Here is a 20,268-nt window from a genome sequence, read left to right on the forward strand (position 1 = left end):
CGTTAGATATAGGTTGCAATAAGACTCTAGGAGAATTGAAACATAGTACATCTCTTAGTGTATAACTTGCCATCTTGCTGTTGCAATAAGACTCTAGGAGAATTGAAACCTAAATAAGGCAGGTAAATAAATCAGTAGGTCGGAGCGTTGCAATAAGACTCTAGGAGAATTGAAACAAGTAGGAAAAATGATGAAGGCTGTCTCAGCGGACGATGGTTGCAATAAGACTCTAGGAGAATTGAAACAACTACTATATGTTTAAGGGGGGGTTGAGTATTGACAGTTGCAATAAGACTCTAGGAGAATTGAAACCTCAACACTGATAATTCTGCTATGAACCAAGGTGGCGGTTGCAATAAGACTCTAGGAGAATTGAAACGTCTTCGAGTTTTATGAGTGGAGGGTAGAAGATTAGGGGTTGCAATAAGACTCTAGGAGAATTGAAACTATTACGAGCTATACAAGCTAAAGGTATGGGCAAAAAGGTTGCAATAAGACTCTAGGAGAATTGAAACGCAACTCATGTCCGATTACAAGAGCTCCCCGAAGAGCAGATCTTCCTTTCTTCCGCCGGCCTTTTGAAAGACCCTCTCGGCCCATCCTATCCTGCCAACTTCTCCCGGTGAGTGGGCATCACTTGCGAAGGTTAGCTTTATCCCGCGCCGGATGCACTCCCTCACGAAGCCGGGGTCAGGAACCTTATAGCGGGAGCTTATCTCAAAGGCCTTTCCATTTGCCTCCGCTATGTTTAAAACTTCATCTATGCACGCCTGATGGGGAAACCCAACGTACGGGAAACTCGCCCCAAAATGGCCGATTACATCAACGTTCTCATCGAGCAGTGCCAGCTTCACCAGTTCCAGGTATTCCTCGGGGGTCTTCACCCATGTGTGGACGCTGGCTATAACGTAATCCAGTTTTTCCGCCTGCCAGTCGGCGATATCCGGGCCGTTTTCTACTATGTTGGTCTCTACCCCAACGAGAAGTACGAGGGGGACATCATTGAAGGCCATCTTTATCTCGCGCACGTAGGTGTTGAAGGCCCGCGGCGGTAGGTAGTGGATGTGGTCGCTTATTCCAAGTACCTCAAGGCCAGCGGCAACCGCGTTCTCAAGGTTTTCCCACATCGAACCCCTCCCATCGGAGTAAGTCGTGTGGGTGTGCACGTCATGTGGAAACGCAAGCTTCATTTCAATCCTCACAGGATAGCCGCACGTTGCTTTAAACCTTTTCAGGCCGTTGAAGGCGGAGCAATGGACAAAATATCCAACGTCAAACTCAAACTTGAGGTTTGACAAACCTTTAAATACTTCTCAGGTTAAGAGTGGACGGTGGTGAAGATGGTCGAACGCTCAAAGGTTAGGGTTCTCATCGCTAAACCGGGACTCGACGGTCACGATAGGGGGGCCAAGGTCATAGCAAGGGCCCTTCGTGATGCGGGCTTCGAGGTCATATACACGGGGATAAGGCAGACACCGGAGCAGATAGTAGAGAGCGTCATCCAGGAGGACGTTGACGTCCTAGGCATAAGCATTCTGTCGGGTGCCCACATGGTCCTCATCCCGAAGATACTCCGGCTCCTTGAGGAGAGGGATCTAAAACCGAACGAGGACGTACTCATTACCGCTGGGGGGATAATCCCTCCTGACGATGCAAAGAAACTTGAGGAACTAGGCGTTGGACGGGTCTTTGGACCGGGTAGCCCGATAAGCGAGATCGTCGAGTTCATAGACGAAAACGTGAGGAGACTTAAGAAGTTCTCGGACTGAGCCAACCTTTATAATCCTTATTTGGATAGGTTGTCCAAGTGGTGGGAATGATAGAAGACCTGATCGAACGTATGCTGAGGGGCGATAGGCGCGCCACCGCCAGGTTGATAACCCTCGTCGAGAACGATGAGGAGAAGGCCAGAGAAATCGTCAAGAAGATCTACCCCCACACCGGAAAAGCGTACATAATCGGCATCACGGGGCCTCCAGGTGCAGGGAAATCCACCCTTCTAGACAAGCTCATCCACGTTGCAAGGGAGGAAGGCAAAATCGTCGGCGTTATAGCAATCGACCCGACATCACCCTTCACCGGTGGGGCCCTCCTCGGGGACCGAATAAGGATGCAGAGACACTCCACAGACCCCGGTGTGTTCATAAGGAGCATGGCAACGCGTGGTTCTCTCGGTGGCCTTGCCAAGGCTACCAGCGATGCGATAAAGGTTCTGGACGCGTACGGTTGCGATCTCATCTTCGTTGAGACCGTGGGGGTCGGCCAGATAGAGGTGGACGTTATAAAGACCGCCGATACCGTGGTTCTTGTGACAGTCCCTGGGCTGGGGGACGATATACAGGCCATAAAAGCCGGACTCATGGAGATAGCGGACATCTTCGTTATCAACAAAGCCGACAAGGAGGGGGCTGACGCGACGTATTTCGAGCTCAACATGATGCTGGACCTTGAGAAAGAGCGCTGGGAGAGGCGCGGTTGGAGGCCGCCGATAGTGGAGTCTGTGGCGACAACCATGAGGGGAATCCGGGAGCTCTGGAACGTGATCAACGAGCACAGAAGGTTCCTTGAGAAAAGCGGGGAAATCCAGAGAAAGAGAACCTTCCGGGCCGCGGAGGAAATCAAGGCCATAATATCTGGAAAGATAGCGCAGATAATCAGCGAGCGGTTGGATGAAGAGGAGGTCTCGGAGCTGATAGGTAAAATAGTGGGGCGGGAGATGGATCCCTACTCTGCCGCGGATATGATACTTGAGAAAACCCTGGGGGTGAAAGTATGATAAAGAAGATTGACCACGTTGGTATTGCCGTTAAAAACCTTGAGGAAGCCATGAAGGTCTGGGAAGGCCTCGGATTGAAGGTTGATGAGGTGGAGGAGGTACCGGACCAGAAGGTCAGGACCGCGATAATACACGTTGGCGAGAGCAGGATTGAGCTCTTGGAACCAACGGCTGAGGACTCGCCGATCGCTAGGTTCATAGCCAAGCGCGGTGAGGGAATCCACCACATAGCCCTCGGCGTGGGAAACATTGAGGAGCACCTCAACAAACTCAAGGAGTCCGGTTACAGGCTCATTGACGAGAAACCGCGCGTGGGTGCTGGCGGCGCAAGGATAGCCTTCGTTCACCCCAAAGCGGTTACGGGGGTTCTGCTCGAACTCTGTGAGAGAGGATCCGAGTGAAAGGGCCCTTAAAACTCTATGTTTTATATTGATTTTCAATTTTTAGTGGGTTCGTCGAACACTTGCAAGCTCCTTCTAATATTGGGGGGTAAAGTTTATAAATTGAATGGACACAGCCACTATTGTCCAACTCAATGTTAAGTCCATGAAAATTAGTGTTACGTGATGTGTATGTTGCTCCGGAGAAGGAGTGCAAATAAAAACAGCGTCGTTGTAGATTATAGAAATCTGCACAGCCTGCTCTACAAAAGGCCGGAGAGACGGAAGGTTCTAATAACGAGGAGGCCCCCGGCAGAAGTCACCGGGAGGAACGTATACCCAATATGGATAACCAAGATAGAGCACCCTGGAGGCATTGACCCATCGCGCCTTCATGTGCTGGAGCAGATGGTGTGGGACCAGATGGAGATGAACGGCGAGATCGACGTTATCGTGGATGCCATCGAGTACCTCATGATGGAGCATGGCGTTGAACAGACGCTCCGTTTTGTGAGCAGGCTCCGGGATATGGCAATGGTTATGAACTCAAACCTCTACGTGACGGTAGGCGGTGGTATTGACGAGAGAACACTTGCCCTTCTCAGGAGGCTCGTTGAATAAACGACCCAATGTTGCGAACCGAAGCAACTGACCAAGAGGGTAAACTTATATAACCATCCACGTCATCTCTCATTTTAGGTGTAGGGCATGCCGTACATTGAAAAGATTGAAATGAAGGGTTTCAAATCCTACGGTAACCGAAAAGTTGTCGTTCCAGTTTCTAAGGGTTTTACTGCCATAGTTGGGGCCAACGGTAGCGGGAAAAGCAACATAGGGGATGCGGTTCTATTTGTCCTTGGGGGCCTTTCGGCCAAGGCGATGCGCGCAACAAGGATAAGCGATCTAATCTTCGCCGGGACGAAAAACGAACCGGCGGCAAAGTACGCCGAAGTTGCGATGTATTTCAACAACGCCGATAGAGGCTTTCCTCTGGACGAGGATGAGGTCGTCATCAAACGCCGCGTCTATCCTGACGGAAGGAGTGCGTACTGGCTGAACGGAAAGAGGACCAGCAGGAGCGATATCCTAGATATACTAAGCGCCGCCATGATCTCCCCCGAGGGATACAACCTCGTTCTTCAAGGAGACATCACCAAGTTCATCAAAATGAGCCCCACGGAGAGGAGGATGATAATAGACGAGATCTCCGGGATCGCGGAGTACGATGCTAAGAAAGAGAAGGCCCTAAACGAGCTAAAGCAGGCTGAGGAGAACCTCGCCCGTGTTGACCTCTTAATAAAGGAGGTGAAGGGCCAGCTGGATAAACTGGAGAAAGAGCGCAACGATGCGCTCAGGTACCTCGACCTCAAGGAGCGCCTTGAAAAGGCCAGAGTAACACTGCTGCTGGGTGAGATCCAGGCCCTTGAACGCCTCATAAATGAGAGCACGGAGAGGGATACGAGTATCAAAGCCGAGATGGATGCTATAGAGGAGCGCCTCAAAGAGGTCGCCAAGGAGATAGTCTCCAGAGAAAAGGAGCTGAATTCCATTGAAAGGGAGCTGGAAGAGAAGAGCGAGGACGGCATCCTGGAGGTGACGCGGAAGATCAGCGAGGTTCAATCAAAGATAGAACTCGCCAAGAAGAACATTGAAAATGCGGAGAGGGAGATTGAAGACAGTCAAATCCGGCTGGCAAAGGCTAAGGAGGAACTCAAACGGGTCTCCTCCGAGATAGAGAAAAGCAAGAGTGCGATTCAGCGATGGGCAAAGAGGCGTGAGAAGCTCAAAGCCGAGATAAAGGAGAAAGAAGTAGTCAAAAACGAGCTCGTCATTAAACTGGGGGAAATAGACAAGAGCTTCGCCGTGGCTAAGGAGGAATTCGACAAGGTGGTCGATGAACTTGAGGAAGCCAAGAAATCCATGTACATGAAGGAAGGGGATGTCAAAAAGTTCGAGGACGAGATAGAACGGCTGAAAACCAGGATAGCCCAGAACAAAGCGAAAAGGGTTGCCCTAAAATCAAAGATCGAGGAACTGAAAAAGTCCCTGGATGAAAAGCGCTCCCAGCTTGGTGAGCTGGAAAGCAGGATGGATGGGGCGGAGACAAGACTGCGGAAAGCGGAAAAAGAACTGGAAGAGAAGAGGAGAAGGTTGAACAGGGTAACGGGAGAGCTTTCCAAAGCCCGGGAGGAACTGATAAAAGCGGAGGCCCAGAGGGAAGTGAGGGGCAACAGGGCCATCGAGTTCCTGAGGAACCAGAAGCTTCCCGGAGTGTACGGCCCCCTCGGAGAGCTCATAAAGGTCGGCGACGAAAGCTACACCCTGGCGGTTGAAATTGCCCTCGGTGGACACTACGATAATATCGTCGTTGAGGACGACCGGGTGGCCGAGAAGGCCATCAAACTCCTGAAGGAAAAGAAACTCGGAAGACTCACATTCCTTCCACTTAATAAGATAAAACCACGCTCCCTTAGAGAGAGACCCCAGCTCGGTGTTCCAGCTATGGACGTTATCCAGTACGACCCCGGATTCAAGAACGCCGTTGCGTACGCCCTGGGGGACACGCTCATAGTCTCGGACATGGACGAGGCAAGAACCGTGGGGATAGGGAAGGTTAGGATGGTCACGCTCGGCGGCGAACTCCTCGAAAAAAGCGGTGCAATAACCGGAGGCCACTACCGGCGGAAGGGCAGGATGGGAGTGGACACTTCTGAACTGAGGAAAAAAGTGGAGTCGGTGGAGAGGGAGAGGGAGGCGCTGGAATCCTCGGTGAATGCCCTCTCGGTCGAGATAAAGGGACTTCAGAATGACCTCTTTGAGATGAGGATGAGAAAAAGCAATCTGACAAAGGACCTCCAGATCCTGCAGGGCGAATTAGAGAGGGTCCTCGCCGAAGATGGGGCCACTCAAGAGGATACGGAAGAGAGTGAAGCGCTTATCAAGTCCTACGAGGAGAAAATCCATGAAATTAAGGGTGAGATCGCCAAGCTCAGAGGAAGGATAGAGCGGCTTGAGAGGAAGAAGACCAAACTTAAGAAAGCCCTTGAAAACCCCGAGGCCAGGGAGCTGAACGCTAAAATACGCGAGGTAGAAGCAGAAATAAGCAAACTGAAGGAAGAGCTGGGCAAAGTAGAGAGCAAACTCGAGAGTCTAGATGCGAGAATAAACGAGGAGCTCCTTCCGAGAAAGGCCGACCTCGAGGAGGAAATCGAGGGACTAGTAAACAGGATAAATGCGCTCAACGCGAACATCAAGGAGAGCGAGAACGCCATTGCTGGGTACGAGAAAGAGCTTGAGGACCTTAAGAGGGCGGAAGAAAACGTCAAAGACGAACTCAAAGAGTTAAGGGAACGGCGGGAGAGGCTGAAGAACGAGGTGACCGAGCTCCGCGCCGAAAAGGAGAATGTCTCCAGCAAACTCCAGAACCTCAGGATAGAGGCCAACACCCTTAAGATACGCCTTGCCCAGTACAATGCAGCTCTGGAGGAGAGGAGAGGAGAGCTTAAACACTTCGAAACGTCCCTGGTACGGTCCATCAAAGAGGTACCGTTTGAGCTTGAAGGCCTCAAAGATGAGATAGAACACATGGAGGAGGAGATAAAGGCCCTCGAACCCGTGAACATGAAAGCCATTGAGGACTTTGAAGTCGTGGAGCGCAGGTATATGGAGCTCAAGAGCAAACGTGAGCAGGTTGAGGCCGAGAAAGAAAGCATAGAAGAGTTTATAGGGGAGATTGAGGGCCAGAAGCGGCACGTTTTCATGCAGACGCTGAACGAGATAGCAAAGAACTTCTCAGAGCTTTTTGCAAAGCTATCACCTGGAGGAAGCGCAAGGCTCGTCCTGGAGAACCCTGACGATCCTTTCGCGGGCGGCCTTGAAGTTGAAGCGAGACCCGCAGGGAAGGATGTCAAAAGGATAGAGGCGATGAGCGGTGGAGAGAAAGCCCTGACTGCACTGGCCTTTGTGTTCGCAATCCAGCATTACAGGCCCGCACCGTTCTACCTGTTCGACGAGATAGACGCGCACCTTGACGATGCCAACGTTAAACGCGTTGCCGACCTCATCAAGGAGTCGGCGAAGTCCAGCCAGTTCATAGTCATGACCCTCAGGGACGTCATGATGGCCAACGCCGAGAGGATAATAGGGGTCTCGATGCAAAACGGGGTTTCAAGGGTGGTATCGCTGAGCCTCGAAAAGGCTATGAAGTACCTGGAGAAGGCCAGGGCAAAGAGCGAGGCCGAACACGAGGAGATGTTTGGTCACCTGGCCGGATGAGGTGGTGAAGGTGGAGGCACGCGTTGAGGGGGAGGTAACCCCCATCGATATTCTCCTTCAGCTGGTGACCCTGGGAAAGATCGACCCGTGGAACATAGACATAGTTGACCTGACGGAGAAGTACATACAGCGGCTAAGGGAGATGAAGGAGCTCGACCTCAGAGTCTCGGCCAGGGCCATTTTAGCCGCTTCCGTTCTAGTAAGGATGAAGAGTGAGGCCCTCCTGTACGAGGACGAGCGTGAGGAAGAGGAGACCGAATCTGAGAGGATTCACGTGGACGTTGAACCCCTAACCCCTCCCCTGCGCCGTGTTGAACGCTACTACACGTTTGATGACCTTCTTGAGGCCCTTATGGATGCACTGGAGGAAGCGGAACGTAAAAAACCGCGGGCGAGGAAGCGGGAGAACATAGAAGAGAAGATCTTCGTAGTCGACGATTTCAGGGTCGACATCGAGAAACACGTTAACAGACTGTACGAGGTAGTCAGGAACGTTTACAGGGAGAAGGGGGAAAAGATAGAATTCTGGGAGCTGGTCTTCGACCCGACCCCCAAGATCGTTGCAAGGACTTTCCTCTATCTGCTGTTCCTGTCCAACATGGGCAGGGTGAAGCTCATTCAAGAGGAACCCTTTGGAGACATCTACATAGTCCCACTGGAGCGGGACCTCAAAGCGAGTTCCTGATGCAGGGGACAGCGGTGCCTCCGGATCAATCCCACCCGCCGGTTCAGCGGCGAATTTATAAACTTCCTTATCAAAAATGGTCATATGTATCTGCGCAGAGACCTCGTTCAGCCCAGGGTTTACCAAGAGGTAATCTATGCACGGTGCAAGGAGAGAAACTGTCTGGTTGTCCTCCCCACGGGGCTCGGGAAGACCTTAGTGGCCATGCTCATAGCGGACTACCGGCTTGAAAAGTACGGGGGTAAAGTCCTCGTGCTCGCCCCCACAAAGCCCTTAGCCATTCAGCACGAGAAGAACTTCAGAAAACTCTTCAACATCCCAACCGAAAGGATAAACGTCCTTACAGGGGAGCTTCCACCCAAAGGGCGGCAGAAGGTCTGGGAGGAGAGCACCATAATAACCGCAACACCTCAAACGATCGAGAACGATATCATAACCGGTAGGATATCGCTCGAGGACGTCGTTCTTCTGGTGATAGACGAGGCCCATCGCGCGGTTGGAAGCTATTCCTACGTATTCATTGCCGGGGAGTACCGCAAGAGCGCAAAGCATCCCCGTATACTGGCCCTAACTGCCTCTCCCGGAAGCAATGAGGAGAGGATAATGGAAGTTGTGAAGAACCTCAGTATAGAACACGTCGAGTTTAGAAGCGAGAGTTCGCCCGATGTAAAACCTTACGTTCAGAAGGTCGAGTTTGAGTGGCTTAAAGTCGACCTGCCCCCGATATACAAGGAGGTCCGCTCACTTCTCCGTGATATGCTGAAAGAAAGTCTCAAACCGCTCGCGCAGTTCAAGTTCGTGAGCACGTACTCACCGGACATATCTAAAAGGGAGATACTGGAGGCTGGAAGGAGAATCAACGCGGAGGTTGCAAAAGGCAACTACGCTACAGGACATCTGATGCTCCATCAGACAAAGGCGATAAAACTCCAGCACGCAATCGAACTGCTTGAGACGCAGGGGCTCACCGCACTGAGGTCGTACCTGAAAAAGCTCAGGGAGGACAGGAGAACTAAATCAAGCCGGGAGCTCATGGGAGATTCCCGTATGCGGAAGGTGACGTACCTGCTGGTTCAGGCCAAGGAGAGTGGTGTGGACCATCCAAAGATGGAAAAGCTCAAAGAATTGTTGAAGGAGCAATTAAAAGAGAAACCCTCCTCCAAGATCATAGTGTTCACCAACTACCGTGACACCGGGAGGAAGATAGTCGAGGAGCTCAGAGAGATGGGGATCAGTGCGGAGCGCTTCATAGGGCAGGCCAGCAAATCGAACGACAGGGGCATGAGTCAAAAACAGCAGAGAGAAACCTTAGAACGCTTCTCCCGGGGTGGGTTCAACGTCCTGGTGGCAACGAGCGTGGGGGAGGAGGGCCTCGACGTACCCGAGGTTGACCTCGTCGTGTTCTACGAACCCGTTCCCTCCGCTATAAGAAGCATCCAGCGGCGTGGAAGAACCGGAAGGCACAGGCCCGGAAGGGTCGTTGTGCTGATGGCCCGGGGGACGAGGGACGAGGCCTACTACTGGAGCGCCAGAAGAAAAGAAAAGATTATGTTCGACGTCCTAAAGAGGGTGGGGGAGATGGTTAAGAAGGAGAAGCAGGCCTCCCTTGAGGCCTTCGTTAAAGGTCGATCCACGAGGGAGTTGGGGGCCCGCAAAGGTCCATCCAAACGCACCGCCCAGGAGCCTCCAGTAAAGCCGGTTTTCGTGAGGAAACAGAAGGGAATCGTTGTCTACGTGGACTCACGCGAGCTGAGGAGCGGCGTTCCAAAGTACCTCAGGGAGCTGGGGGCCGAAGTTGAGGTAAGAACGCTTGACATTGCGGATTATGTTGTGAGCGAGGACATCGGGATAGAAAGGAAGAGCGCTAACGACTTCATCCAGTCGATAATAGACGGTCGGCTCTTTGAACAGGCTGGGAGACTGAAAGAAGCCTATGAGAAACCCCTCATCATAATGGAGGGAAGTCCCTACGGAATACGAAACATTCACCCCAACGCAATACGCGGGGCAATAGCCGCCGTTACCCTTGATTGGGGCCTGCCAATTCTGTTCTCAAGCGGCCCAGAGGAAACCGCGGGCTTCATTTACCTGATAGCAAAGCGCGAACAGGAGGAACGAAAGAAGGAAGTGAGACTGAGGAGTGAGAAGAAGGCCCTTACCCCTGCCGAGAGGCAGAGACTTATAGTGGAGGGCCTACCCAACGTCTCAGCAACCCTCGCCAAGAGGCTCTTGAGGCACTTCGGAAACGTTGAGAGGGTTTTCACTGCGACAGAGGAGGAGCTTCAGGAGGTCGAGGGGATAGGACCAAAGAAGGCTAGGGAGATAAGGAAAATCCTCACCGCCCCCTACGTTGAGGAAGGATGAAAAACGTGTCGGCATGTTGACGAGTATATCAAACCCTTTTCCTCACGTTGAGGAGCCCCCATTGAAGCACTAAGGCACACCCACACCCTTCGAGCGCTAACGGGGGGCAGTGTGGGGAGGACGGTGGCGAACCCTCACAAAGGGCACCAGTAGATGTCTACCCAACACCGATGAGTTCGCTGTGTTCTCCCCCTTTAACCCATTAGCGATTGACCACCGAACTCACGCCTGCCGATGCAAAGACTAGGAGTTCAACGAGCCAATAAGCTTCCTCGACGTTTCTGGCCTCAAAAACCACTGTCTTTCCATCGACCCTCCCAACCTGTGGTAAAAGCTCAGCCGTTTCAGCGAAAGCACTGTTACGGAAGCGAATTTTAACCTCAGCAGGTGGTCCTATCCTTAAAAGCTCCAGACTCCCTTCTTCAAGGCGTTTAACTGCTTTAAGGGTCCCTTCACGGAGAATTTCTCTGATATCACCCATCCCAGGACTAATCGCAGAGTATCTGCCAAAACTCTCCTTCAAAACTACGCCCGCCGCCCATGGCAGGCGTTCCTCAACATCGGTCTCAAGGGGGACACTACCACCAGCAACCATGGAAACTGGAACCCCTCACTCCCCAAGAAGGTATGCATTTAGGAGGGCCTCACTGACCTCCACTCCGCTGATTTCAAGGCGGTCGACGGTAGCGCTACTGTATGTGTGGTCAAAGATTGCACGACCGGTTCCGGCCTTGGCATGGTACTCCAGAAAAATCGCCAAATCGGTCCCCTTAGCTCCCGCAACATGCTCAGCGGGCGCGGGAAGCCTCTCACGAGCTTGAGGTATGAAAGCATCTCGTCAACCAAGATGTTGACCATCGGACCGTGACTATCAGCCACCACAACTTCATCAACACCGTTCTCATGAAGGGTCTCCACAACGACCCTCACAACCTTCGTTGCTATTCTCCGAGCTTCGGAGTAAAGGGAACCTCCCACGAAAAGATGTTCCCTGCTAACCACGTAGGAAGACCCTCCAGAGCAAGGGATATAAACACCTTCATAATATCACCAGAAAAGGATGGAAGCGATTAGATATAAATCTCTCGGAATTTTAATAACCACAGGGAATATTCAGATGGGGGACCGATAATCCCTGCTCATGAAAAAGGTTATATAGACCTTCTTTGAAAGAATAGAATGGTGAGAAGCATGAAAATAGTTGAACTGGACATAAAACTTCCCTATAAAGGTAGAGGGACCGTGTTATCTCGTCTGTATGATAGAATACAGGGTAGGATACGGGACATCCACTTCCTTCCACCCAACGCCGAGGGAATTAGTGAGGTAAGGGTCGAGATCGTGGAGGATAACCCCGCAGGCCTTCTATCCGAGCTCAAAAAGGCCATAAAAAACGGAAAGATAAACTTCAGGGTTCTTAGCGAGATCTGATCTTTTTTACAACGAGCTCAGCGCAACCCAGACCAAGAACATCGTCCCTATGACGTCGCTGAGGGTTGTGACGACGGGTATTGCAACGTTGTCTGGATCCCAGCTGTACTTTTCGGCTAGAATCGCGACGACGAGGCCTATCAGCATTGCCGTCAGTATGACCACTGGAAATCCAAGGACAAAGCTCCAGAGGATCCTCGCGGGCCGGTGGATGTAGTGAACAACCACCCACATGGAGATTAAGTTTGTAAGGTAACCTATTATCGGAGCGAGGATGAACAGCGAGAGAACGTCGTAGAGCGTTTCTCTACTCTTGACAGCCTCAACACCCTCAAGATGAATCTTCGTTGAAACCTTTGCCGCGATTATCGAGCCAAAGTTCCCCATGCTGTCGTTCACGCTGGGCCACATAACGCTGACGATTATCACTGCGTTGATTATCTTCTCGTAGGTGACAAGCAGACCACCGGTTACGGTCTCGATGAGGGCCATCGCACCTATCACGGCCGCGAGCTCACCAAATGCCCTCCTGTGCTCATGCTTGAACTTCGCCCGAAACGTCAACCATATCAAGATCCCCAGCATTGTAAACGCCAGGACATAAAACGGGCCGGGGTGGTGAAGGTAGAGGAGAGCGAAGTAAACCATCGTTGGCATCGTTATCAGGTCGGCCAGAGAGCTTATCAGGGGCGCGGCTATTAGATCCGGGTCGTAGCCCCTCTTAAACGGCAGTACCGTTATCAACGCAGTACCGTAGCCGAGGATGACGCCGATGAATATGGCTGAGGCCACAACCATGAGCAGGACTATAACGTTCTGTACGAAGTTGTGGATCATGAGCAGACCAACGATCCAGAGGACTATAAGGGGAATCTTGCTACTCAGGATTGCCATTACTATCTGGGTCGTCACCTCGGGGTCGCGAACGCTGTCGATGAGGCCCAAGTGAAGCTTCGTTGTGAAGCGCGATGCCAACGCGGAGAATATGTTGCCCCTGAGATCCATCAAACCGGGCATGATGAAAACCAGAATCGGGAAATAGGACATTATGGTGTTCCAATTCTTACCGAGAACCGCACCACCGACAAAGTCAAATATCAGGCACAGAAACAGCGCCGGAAGCGACAGGAGAAACGCGTCCCTGAGCTTGCCCCTGAAGGTCTTTGAAGTGCCTATTGCCGCTTTGACTACGGTCATCCTCCTCACCCCTAATGACTTTCATCTCCGGCACCTCCCAGACTTTTTGGAACACTGGCGATTCAGGGTGGAAGAAAGACTATAAAAAAGTTGTGGCTCAACCACCACGCCAGGAACTCATGATTTTATCGCTGAGTTTAGCTCCTCGAGTTTCTTTTTTGCCTCTTCGGGGGATCGGGCCTTCTCAATAGCAGTTCCGGTGACCACTATATCAGCACCTGCCCTCACTGCTGCTTCCGCAGCACCCGCGGTTCTTATGCCACCGCCTACGATGAGGGGTACGTCAATGACACTCTTGACGGCTGCTATCATATGAGGTGGAACAGGTTCCGGCGCCCCGCTCCCAGCCTCAAGGTAAACCAAGCGCATGCCCAGATACTGACCGGCAAGGGCGTAGGCGGCCGCTATTTTAGGTTTGTGACGAGGGATTGCCCTGGCGTCCCCCACCCACCCGACAGTCTCACCGGGTTCGATTATAAGGTAGGCCATCGGAATGGGCTCAATGCCGTAGCGCTTTACCTGGATGGCACCAAGAGCCTGGGCACCCGTTATGAAGAAGGGATTTCTAGAGTTCAAAAGACTCATAAAGAAGATGGCATCGGCGTACCCACTTATTCCACCGTGAGAGCCGGGAAACAGGATGACAGGAAGGTCTGAACTCTCCTTTATTGAACGGACAACGGCGTCCAGAACCTCACCCTCGGCACCAGTGGAACCACCAACCATCACGGCATCAACACCGACCTCCTCGCTAACCGCTGCAATCTTTCCAGCAATCCCAGGACTCACATCATCCGGATCCAGAAGAACGAAGTGAAGGGGACTGTTCTTAAGCTTCTCGTGAATGTGGGTTTCAACCTTTCCGAGCTCTAACCTCATTTTTCTCACCGGACCCAATAATTTCATCCAAGCTTTTAACCTTTATCCAACGAAGGCCCAAGCGCTTCAGTATTTCGGTGAGTGCGTCGTCCGGCTCACCCTCAAAGAGGTACAGGTTCGTATTGACCCTCACATCGCCCGCTCCAAAGTCCTTAACCGGCTCCCCGTACTTCGAGACCTCCAGTGAAAGCCTTTCCTCAAGCCTCTCCTCGCTTGGAATGAGGTATGCCCTCAGAAGTCTGGCCTTCCTGAGAAGGTAGTCTATGTGCCAGTGAAGCTTTTTGTCCCGCTTGAAATGCCTCCCCACGCGCTTCTCCAACGAGTTCATGGCGGAGCCCACGTAGACGTAGTGGCCTTCACGGAGTTGGAAAACCTTACCTTTTGTTCTGATTTCACCATCGGCGTCCAGTTGGATCACCAGAAAGTACGATCCCCTCATGTGTGAAAATCTCCCCCAGGTTTATAAATACCTTTGGACAAGTTGGATAGGTGTTGGTATGGAGAAAAAGAAGAAAAAACCGCCCGTCGATGACTTCGCTTGGCAGGAGTACAGCAGAGACGAGTTCAAGGAAACGTTCCCCCACCTGCACAGGGAGCTTGAAGGAGAAGGCGTCCCCGTGAGCGGGTACAGAGCCAGCGGGGAGAAGGCCGAGAAGGAGCTCGACGAGACCTGCGATTTCTCCGGCTACAGCCCAACCGTGGTGGACTTCCTTCGGCGCTGTGAGACCGACGAGGAGGCCCTTGAGATAATCAACTGGATGGAAGATCACGGGGAGATAACCCACGACATCGCCAAAGAACTCCGTATAACCCTCGTAAGAAAAGGTGTCAGGGCGTTCGGTCCCAAAAAGGAGTGGGGCTGGTACGAGAAACACAGACGGGAATGAAAGTTGAAAAAGATAAAGGTTCAGATATTACCGATTCGCTGAAGGACCATTCCCTCAATCCGAATCGGTTCAGCCCTCCTTGCGAAGACTATAGCCTGATCAAGCTTCGCCTCGGTTTCGGCGTGTACCGTGAAGAGGGGTTCACCTTCCTTGATCTTCTCACCGACCTTAACGTAGAGTTCCAGACCCGCACCCTTGTCCTCTGGAGCACCAGCAGCTCTAGCTATTCCGGTTATGGCTCTGTTATCTATCCCGGTAACGTAGCCGCTGGTGGGGGCCGCAAATGTGTAGGTCTTGTCACCGACCTGTATGTCCTCCGGTTTGATATTTGGATCGCCTCCCTGTTCCTCGATGATCTCGCGCATCTTCTCGTAGGCCTTGCCGCTCTCAAGTATCTCCTTGGCCATCTTTTTGCCCATGCCCTGTGGGGCAACACCACCCATCTCAAGAAGAATACCTGCGAGCCCGGTTGCCTTCTCTATCAGACTTCCAGGCCCCTGACCGGTCATGAGAGCCTTCAACGCTTCCCTGGCCTCAAGTGCAGGTCCCACTGTGTGGCCGATGGGCTGGCCGCCGTACGTAACCGCGACCTCAACGTACTGACCCAGCCTCTTTCCGAGTTCTATGAAGTCCCTTGACAAAGAGCGGGCCTCTTCAAGGCTCTCGACCTTAACCCCCCTGCCCGCAGGGATGTCGATGAGAACGTACTGACTTCCCATTGCGTACTTCTTGGACATTATGCTGGCTAGCATGAGCCCCGTCGGGTCTATACTGAGCGCCCTCTCCGATTTGATCGTTATATCATCCGCGGGTGCAAGGTTGAGCGCACCACCCCACACTAGGCACGCCCCAATCTTCTCAACGATGCGCTTTATCTCATCGAGGGAGAAACTTACATCTGCAAACACCTCAACGACGTCCGCGGTTCCTGCGGCGCTGGTTATTGCCCTTGAGCTGGTCTTGGGTATTGTGAGGCCAGAGGCCGCCACTATCGGCACGACGAGGATGTTTGTCTTGTTTCCGGGGACGCCTCCGATGCTGTGGACGTCCATTATCGGCTTCCTGTCTATGTCGAGCATGTCACCCGTTTCAGCCATCGCTATCGTCAGCGCGGCGATCTCGTCCATGTCCAGGCCGTTTATCTCAAGGGACGTCACAAATGAGCTTATCTCAATGTCACGGAGCTTCCTGTCCACGATGTCCTTGATTATCGCCTCTATCTCGACCTTCCGGAGTTTCTCCCCGTGCATCTTCTTCTTTATGTATCGAACACTCTCCGGGGTACCGGTTGGGATTACCGATACGACCTCTCCCTCCGAGAAGTTGTGCAGTTTAAGGATATCCCTGCTGACCCCCATCTCACCAACGTTTATCAGGCTGCTCAGAACGACGCTTCCGTACACGCTCTTCTTCCCGGCTTCAAGCTTTACCAAATCATCCGGGTGAAGCCCCGCTTTCTTGGCTTCCTCTTCGTTTATGAACACGGAATACCTACCGCTGTGTAGGTCCAACAGCTTAACCTTGGCCTTCATCTCAATCCCTCCAACGTACTCACGAGTTCCTTATTTTTGGAGAAAGGGTACTTAAAGGTTTTTGAGGTGTACGCCACAAAAATCGAACAGAGATCTGACCTGAATAACGGGGGGATGTAAAAACAAAATCACCCGCTGGCAGTTTGCACGTTTGATGCAGGGAATGGGGCAATACTCCCAAGATCCCCTCCTCTAAGCAGCAGACGCACAACGTCCGGTACAACATCCCTGAGCTCTGGATGCAGAAGCCCCTCCCCCTTTGTGTACTGGTTAAGGACCTCCTCAATGGGGGCACTCAGAAGTCTCCCGTTGAAGAGGTAGACCCGTCCATCGGCCACCTCGACTATCCGATCGGGATAGCCGAGTCTGACCCTCATGGGACCACCCCCGGAGAAGATTTAAAAATGGTCTTAAAAATTTAGCGATTTCAAGAGAGGGTAAACAAAAAGGGAATCAGAGGTTCTTAACTTCCTCGTCTATTGATTCTTCAAGGGTCTTCTCCCACTCCTCCACGTCAAAGTCTACCAGTTCGCTCTCAAGGTCTTCCTTGAGGTTTGTCACGCGCCTTTTGAGTGCACTCTTGGTTTCCTCGTCGTAAACAACGTAGTACGGATTGCTCTTAGCCGAAAGGTACAGTAGCAGGAGCAGGATGTTGAGCACCACAAGGATTATAACGATCCCTATTACTAAGCCCCCTGCCATCATTTCTTCCCCCCGAAGATAGCTTTGAAGACCCTCTTTATCGGGCTCTCCGGTGCCGGTGGCTGCCACTTGATGCCGGCCAGCTTCGCGGCCAGCTGTTTGATGGATATCGCCGCGGGGCTGGTGGGGTTCTTGATGACCAGCGGAACACCGTACGCACTTGCCCTCTTAACCTCCGGATCCTCGGGTACCACTCCCAAAACCGGAACCTCCAGTATCGCCTCGATCTCCTCCTGGGTGAGTTCCGTCTTCTCGTTGGTGACCCTGTTCAGTATCGCACCCAGGGGTAGGGTTCCAAGCTTTTCGGCTATGAGCTTGGTCTTGAGGGAGTCTGTTATGGCCGAGATTTCTGGGTTCGTGACGATTATAAGCTCTTTACCGATCAACAGAGCTGTCACAGATGTCATCTCAAGGCCAGCGGGAGCATCAATCAGAATGAAATCCGCCATCTGGCTTATCTCTCTTATGACCTCCCTGAGACGCTCCGGCTTTGCTTTTTTGATCTTCTCAAGGCTCAGGCCACCAGGTATGACCTTAACCCCCGCGGGACCCTCATAAACGGCGTCCTTCAGGTCCGCCTCCCTTGCGAGGACATCATGAAGCGTTATGGGTATGTCCTCCATGCCGAGGACGAGGCTCAAGTTTGCCATGGTTATATCCGCGTCTATCAGTATGACCTCTTTGCCAAATTGAGCCAGCGCAACACCGAGATTTGCAACGGTCGTTGTTTTACCAGTTCCACCTTTTCCTGAAGCAAAAACAATTGAACGACCCTCCAAAGTCAACACCTCCACCGCGATGGGTACACCGCCTTCTAGCGGTTCCTTAAATCAGACGTTCATGGAGTAATCACCGGTTTTGTATGTGATGGATAAGGAGGGTAGGCTTTTATCTTTTGCGGTCCGTTCACCAAAAAATGTAAAGGGGGTACAGGAAAGTACATTACTCCGTTTCTGCCTCTTTCTCCAGTTTCTTCCGGGCAACGTCCGCGGTATCCGCAAGGCTCCTAAAGAGCTTGAGCATCTCCATCGGTAGGGTCAGCACTATAACGTTGCTCTTATCACCGGCCACGTCGCTTATGGTCTGAAGGGTCCTCAGCTGAAGGGCCATCGGGTGCTGGGAGACTATCTCGGCGGCATCCCTGAGCTTCTCGGCAGCCTGCCTCTCTGCCTCGGCAAGGGTAATCCTGGCCCTTCTTTCTCTCTCCGCCTCAGCCTGCCGTGCCATGGCTTTCTGCATTCCACTCGGCAACTCGACATCCTTTATCTCAACGGTGCTGACCTTTATACCCCACGGATCCGTCGCCTCGTCGATAATCTTCTGCAACTCCATGTTGAGCTTTTCCCTCTCACTGAGGAGCTCATCGAGGTGAGCCTGCCCTATAACGCTTCTGAGCGTTGTCTGGGCTATCTGACTGGTGGCCATTATGTAATTAGCTACCTGCGTGACGGCTTTCACCGGGTCAATCACGCGGAAGTACACAACGGCGTTAACCCTTACGGGCACGTTGTCCTTTGTGATGGTCTCCTGTACCGGAACATCGAGGACGCGCGTCCTGAGGTCTATGACAACTGCCTTTTCAAATATCGGGATGATGAAAAATATCCCTGGTCCCCTTGCTCCGACGACTCTACCTAGTCTGAAGATAACTGCCCTCTGGTACTCTTTCACTATCTTTATGGCACTTGCCAAAACAATCAAAACAAAAAACAACACTATACCAATCACTACCGTGCTAAGTGCGGCCATTCTCCTTTCCCTCCTTCGAAACTATAAGAGTCAGCCCCCTTATTCCAACCACGACAACGTCTTCTCCGACCTTTATCGGATTCCCGTCTTTGCTGACTGCCCTCCATAGTTCCCCGTGAACCTTTATCATACCCTCAGGGGCTACGTCCTGAATGACCCTCCCCCTCTTACCGATAAGCTCCTCCCTTCCAGCCTCCGGTTTTTTCCGATGTGCCCTGACGACCGCGGCCATGCCAAAGGCAAAAAACAGCCCGATCAAAAGTGCCAGTGCCACGATGACTATCCTCAGGTTCTCGTAAACGTTGCCACTCACGAGGTACTCACCTCCTCCGCCAAAGAGTAGGATGCCGCCCATGATGAACGTAACCACCCCTGCAACCGTGAAGAGTCCAAATGTTGGAGTAAGTGCCTCGGCAATGAAAAACACCATCGCGAGTACTATCAGCAGAAGTCCCGAACTGCTGTAACCGAAGTATCCCAGACCTATCAGGCCGAGGACCAGCAGTATTGCACCAACGGTCTCAGGAACGTGCCATCCAGGGGTTAGAAAACCGAGAACGAGGCCCAGAATCCCCAGATTGAGGAGAAGGTACGCCACCGTTGGGTCCGTTATGTAGTTTATCAAAGTATCCTTAAAAGACTGCCCCAAGTACACGACCTTGACGCCCTCCAGGTTGAGGGTCACGTTTCCACGCCCCGCAACTGGGATCCTCGTCCTCATACCGTTTACCTTCAGCAGAAGATCGGGGACGTCACCGGCCACAGCCTCCACAACGTGAGCCCTGAGTGCCTCATCCGGTGTAAGGCTCAGGTCTCTCGTTATGAACTCCACGGCGGCGGTTTCATTTCTACCGCTTTCCTGGGCAAGTGATCTCATGTAGGCGGTGTAGAAGTTGCGTATCTTCGCCGGAGCTTTAATTATGCTCCCATTAGCCGCGTAGCCCATTATAGGTTCACAGGCACCTATGCTGGTTCCGGGGGCCATGGCGATAATGTGGGACCCCATTGCAATGTACGTTCCGGCGGAAGCCGCTATCGCCCCCCTTGGTGCCACGTAGATGATGACCGGAACGGTTGAGTTCTGGATCTCTGAAACGATCTTCATCATAGCATCTCCCAGTCCGCCGGGGGTGTTGAGCTCAATTATGAGAGCCTCAGCGTGGGCGTTCTCCGCCGCGGATATATAGCGTGAAAACTGGTCCACCGTGTAGCCCGTTATCATACCATCTATCTTGGCCACGTAGACGGCATGGTTCTCCCCAGCGTTCGCGAGTGGAATGAATAACATCAAAAGAAAAACCGTTGAGAGTACCGCACCCTTCCTCATTTTCCCGCCCGTATATAATACCACTTCAAGGTTTAAATCTTTCGCTTCCCCCGAAAGTGATTTATATATTGGGTGTCGATCCCT

Annotated in this window: 19 protein-coding genes, 1 pseudogene and 1 CRISPR repeat array; of the genes and pseudogenes, 9 read left to right on the forward strand and 11 right to left on the reverse strand. The window is 52.3% G+C overall.

The window, feature by feature from the left end:
* Positions 1 to 12 precede the first annotated feature (12 nt).
* Positions 13 to 515: a CRISPR direct-repeat array (repeat unit 30 nt; unit sequence GTTGCAATAAGACTCTAGGAGAATTGAAAC).
* Positions 516 to 530: 15 nt separating this feature from the next.
* Positions 531 to 1,190: a PHP domain-containing protein gene (locus tag MVK60_RS04800; protein ID WP_297437116.1), complete on the reverse strand. Its 660-nt coding sequence runs from the start codon at positions 1,188 to 1,190 to the stop codon at positions 531 to 533.
* A gap of 150 nt (positions 1,191 to 1,340) precedes the next feature.
* Between MVK60_RS04800 and MVK60_RS04805 the strand changes: the two genes are divergently transcribed.
* From MVK60_RS04805 to MVK60_RS04835, 7 genes are all read left to right on the forward strand, one after another.
* Positions 1,341 to 1,769 (forward strand): cobalamin B12-binding domain-containing protein, encoded by a 429-nt coding sequence (locus MVK60_RS04805; protein ID WP_297437118.1) that lies wholly within the window; start codon positions 1,341 to 1,343, stop codon positions 1,767 to 1,769.
* A 47-nt stretch (positions 1,770 to 1,816) separates the two neighbouring features.
* Positions 1,817 to 2,776, forward strand: coding sequence for a methylmalonyl Co-A mutase-associated GTPase MeaB (meaB, locus tag MVK60_RS04810; protein WP_297437120.1), 960 nt, complete (start codon positions 1,817 to 1,819; stop codon positions 2,774 to 2,776).
* Entirely contained in the window at positions 2,773 to 3,177 is a 405-nt protein-coding gene (gene mce, locus MVK60_RS04815) for a methylmalonyl-CoA epimerase (protein WP_297437013.1), read from the forward strand. The genes meaB and mce overlap by 4 nt, the downstream gene beginning before the upstream one ends.
* Positions 3,178 to 3,342: 165 nt before the next feature.
* Positions 3,343 to 3,777 (forward strand): DUF835 domain-containing protein, encoded by a 435-nt coding sequence (locus tag MVK60_RS04820; protein WP_297437015.1) that lies wholly within the window; start codon positions 3,343 to 3,345, stop codon positions 3,775 to 3,777.
* Between the two features lie 87 nt (positions 3,778 to 3,864).
* Positions 3,865 to 7,431 carry a chromosome segregation protein SMC gene (smc, locus tag MVK60_RS04825; RefSeq protein ID WP_297437017.1) on the forward strand — a complete coding sequence of 1,189 codons (3,567 nt, stop codon included), beginning with the start codon at positions 3,865 to 3,867 and terminating at the stop codon, positions 7,429 to 7,431.
* 10 nt (positions 7,432 to 7,441) lie between these two features.
* Positions 7,442 to 8,116: a ScpA family protein gene (locus tag MVK60_RS04830; protein ID WP_297437122.1), complete on the forward strand. Its 675-nt coding sequence runs from the start codon at positions 7,442 to 7,444 to the stop codon at positions 8,114 to 8,116.
* Between the two features lie 84 nt (positions 8,117 to 8,200).
* Entirely contained in the window at positions 8,201 to 10,480 is a 2,280-nt protein-coding gene (locus MVK60_RS04835; protein WP_297437019.1) for a DEAD/DEAH box helicase, read from the forward strand.
* A gap of 202 nt (positions 10,481 to 10,682) precedes the next feature.
* On the opposite strand, the pseudogene MVK60_RS04840 reads toward MVK60_RS04835, so the two are convergent.
* A pseudogene (locus MVK60_RS04840) lies at positions 10,683 to 11,482 on the reverse strand (M55 family metallopeptidase).
* 189 nt (positions 11,483 to 11,671) lie between these two features.
* On the opposite strand from MVK60_RS04840, the gene MVK60_RS04845 reads away from it, so the two are divergent.
* Positions 11,672 to 11,911, forward strand: a complete 240-nt coding sequence (locus MVK60_RS04845; protein WP_297437123.1) for a hypothetical protein — start codon at positions 11,672 to 11,674, stop codon at positions 11,909 to 11,911.
* 6 nt (positions 11,912 to 11,917) lie between these two features.
* Here MVK60_RS04845 and MVK60_RS04850 read toward each other — a convergent pair whose 3' ends face one another.
* From MVK60_RS04850 to MVK60_RS04860, 3 genes are all read right to left on the reverse strand, one after another.
* Entirely contained in the window at positions 11,918 to 13,108 is a 1,191-nt protein-coding gene (locus MVK60_RS04850; protein WP_297437021.1) for a magnesium transporter, read from the reverse strand.
* Between the two features lie 117 nt (positions 13,109 to 13,225).
* Complete coding sequence (locus tag MVK60_RS04855; protein ID WP_297437125.1) at positions 13,226 to 13,987, reverse strand: geranylgeranylglyceryl/heptaprenylglyceryl phosphate synthase; 762 nt, start codon at positions 13,985 to 13,987, stop codon at positions 13,226 to 13,228.
* Complete coding sequence (locus MVK60_RS04860) at positions 13,962 to 14,426, reverse strand: DUF123 domain-containing protein (protein WP_297437023.1); 465 nt, start codon at positions 14,424 to 14,426, stop codon at positions 13,962 to 13,964. Before MVK60_RS04860 ends, MVK60_RS04855 begins: the two co-directional genes overlap by 26 nt.
* Positions 14,427 to 14,484: 58 nt before the next feature.
* On the opposite strand from MVK60_RS04860, the gene MVK60_RS04865 reads away from it, so the two are divergent.
* The gene (locus MVK60_RS04865) at positions 14,485 to 14,874 is read left to right on the forward strand and encodes a DUF2095 family protein (protein ID WP_297437025.1); all 390 of its coding nucleotides are present in this window, start codon (positions 14,485 to 14,487) and stop codon (positions 14,872 to 14,874) included.
* 20 nt (positions 14,875 to 14,894) lie between these two features.
* On the opposite strand, the gene MVK60_RS04870 is transcribed toward MVK60_RS04865, so the two are convergent.
* The 6 genes from MVK60_RS04870 to MVK60_RS04895 form a co-directional block, all read right to left on the reverse strand.
* Positions 14,895 to 16,406 carry an AMP phosphorylase gene (locus MVK60_RS04870; protein WP_297437027.1) on the reverse strand — a complete coding sequence of 504 codons (1,512 nt, stop codon included), beginning with the start codon at positions 16,404 to 16,406 and terminating at the stop codon, positions 14,895 to 14,897.
* Positions 16,407 to 16,534: 128 nt separating this feature from the next.
* Entirely contained in the window at positions 16,535 to 16,783 is a 249-nt protein-coding gene (locus MVK60_RS04875) for a hypothetical protein (protein WP_297437029.1), read from the reverse strand.
* 76 nt (positions 16,784 to 16,859) lie between these two features.
* Positions 16,860 to 17,111 carry a hypothetical protein gene (locus MVK60_RS04880; protein ID WP_297437032.1) on the reverse strand — a complete coding sequence of 84 codons (252 nt, stop codon included), beginning with the start codon at positions 17,109 to 17,111 and terminating at the stop codon, positions 16,860 to 16,862.
* Positions 17,108 to 17,887 (reverse strand): cell division ATPase MinD, encoded by a 780-nt coding sequence (gene minD, locus MVK60_RS04885; RefSeq protein ID WP_297437034.1) that lies wholly within the window; start codon positions 17,885 to 17,887, stop codon positions 17,108 to 17,110. The genes MVK60_RS04880 and minD overlap by 4 nt, the downstream gene beginning before the upstream one ends.
* A 163-nt stretch (positions 17,888 to 18,050) precedes the next feature.
* Positions 18,051 to 18,857, reverse strand: coding sequence for a slipin family protein (locus MVK60_RS04890; protein ID WP_297437036.1), 807 nt, complete (start codon positions 18,855 to 18,857; stop codon positions 18,051 to 18,053).
* Positions 18,844 to 20,184: a nodulation protein NfeD gene (locus MVK60_RS04895; protein WP_297437038.1), complete on the reverse strand. Its 1,341-nt coding sequence runs from the start codon at positions 20,182 to 20,184 to the stop codon at positions 18,844 to 18,846. Before MVK60_RS04895 ends, MVK60_RS04890 begins: the two co-directional genes overlap by 14 nt.
* Between the last annotated feature and the right edge of the window lie 84 nt (positions 20,185 to 20,268).

Origin of the sequence: Thermococcus sp. (assembly GCF_026988555.1) — an archaeon.
In the GTDB taxonomy this organism is placed as follows: Archaea; Methanobacteriota_B; Thermococci; order Thermococcales; family Thermococcaceae; genus Thermococcus.

What these genes read in the sequence shown, in the direction of transcription:
- meaB (WP_297437120.1), top strand. Translation starts at nt 1,817, where the DNA reads ATGATAGAAGACCTGATCGAACGTATGCTGAGGGGCGATAGGCGCGCC.
- MVK60_RS04835 (WP_297437019.1), top strand. Translation starts at nt 8,201, where the DNA reads ATGTATCTGCGCAGAGACCTCGTTCAGCCCAGGGTTTACCAAGAGGTA.
- MVK60_RS04890 (WP_297437036.1), bottom strand. Translation starts at nt 18,857, where the DNA reads ATGGCCGCACTTAGCACGGTAGTGATTGGTATAGTGTTGTTTTTTGTT.
- MVK60_RS04880 (WP_297437032.1), bottom strand. Translation starts at nt 17,111, where the DNA reads ATGATGGCAGGGGGCTTAGTAATAGGGATCGTTATAATCCTTGTGGTG.
- MVK60_RS04875 (WP_297437029.1), bottom strand. Translation starts at nt 16,783, where the DNA reads ATGAGGGTCAGACTCGGCTATCCCGATCGGATAGTCGAGGTGGCCGAT.
- MVK60_RS04865 (WP_297437025.1), top strand. Translation starts at nt 14,485, where the DNA reads ATGGAGAAAAAGAAGAAAAAACCGCCCGTCGATGACTTCGCTTGGCAG.
- MVK60_RS04860 (WP_297437023.1), bottom strand. Translation starts at nt 14,426, where the DNA reads ATGAGGGGATCGTACTTTCTGGTGATCCAACTGGACGCCGATGGTGAA.
- MVK60_RS04845 (WP_297437123.1), top strand. Translation starts at nt 11,672, where the DNA reads ATGAAAATAGTTGAACTGGACATAAAACTTCCCTATAAAGGTAGAGGG.
- mce (WP_297437013.1), top strand. Translation starts at nt 2,773, where the DNA reads ATGATAAAGAAGATTGACCACGTTGGTATTGCCGTTAAAAACCTTGAG.
- MVK60_RS04800 (WP_297437116.1), bottom strand. Translation starts at nt 1,190, where the DNA reads ATGAAGCTTGCGTTTCCACATGACGTGCACACCCACACGACTTACTCC.
- MVK60_RS04855 (WP_297437125.1), bottom strand. Translation starts at nt 13,987, where the DNA reads ATGAGGTTAGAGCTCGGAAAGGTTGAAACCCACATTCACGAGAAGCTT.
- MVK60_RS04820 (WP_297437015.1), top strand. Translation starts at nt 3,343, where the DNA reads ATGTGTATGTTGCTCCGGAGAAGGAGTGCAAATAAAAACAGCGTCGTT.
- MVK60_RS04805 (WP_297437118.1), top strand. Translation starts at nt 1,341, where the DNA reads ATGGTCGAACGCTCAAAGGTTAGGGTTCTCATCGCTAAACCGGGACTC.
- MVK60_RS04895 (WP_297437038.1), bottom strand. Translation starts at nt 20,184, where the DNA reads ATGAGGAAGGGTGCGGTACTCTCAACGGTTTTTCTTTTGATGTTATTC.
- MVK60_RS04870 (WP_297437027.1), bottom strand. Translation starts at nt 16,406, where the DNA reads ATGAAGGCCAAGGTTAAGCTGTTGGACCTACACAGCGGTAGGTATTCC.
- smc (WP_297437017.1), top strand. Translation starts at nt 3,865, where the DNA reads ATGCCGTACATTGAAAAGATTGAAATGAAGGGTTTCAAATCCTACGGT.
- MVK60_RS04850 (WP_297437021.1), bottom strand. Translation starts at nt 13,108, where the DNA reads ATGACCGTAGTCAAAGCGGCAATAGGCACTTCAAAGACCTTCAGGGGC.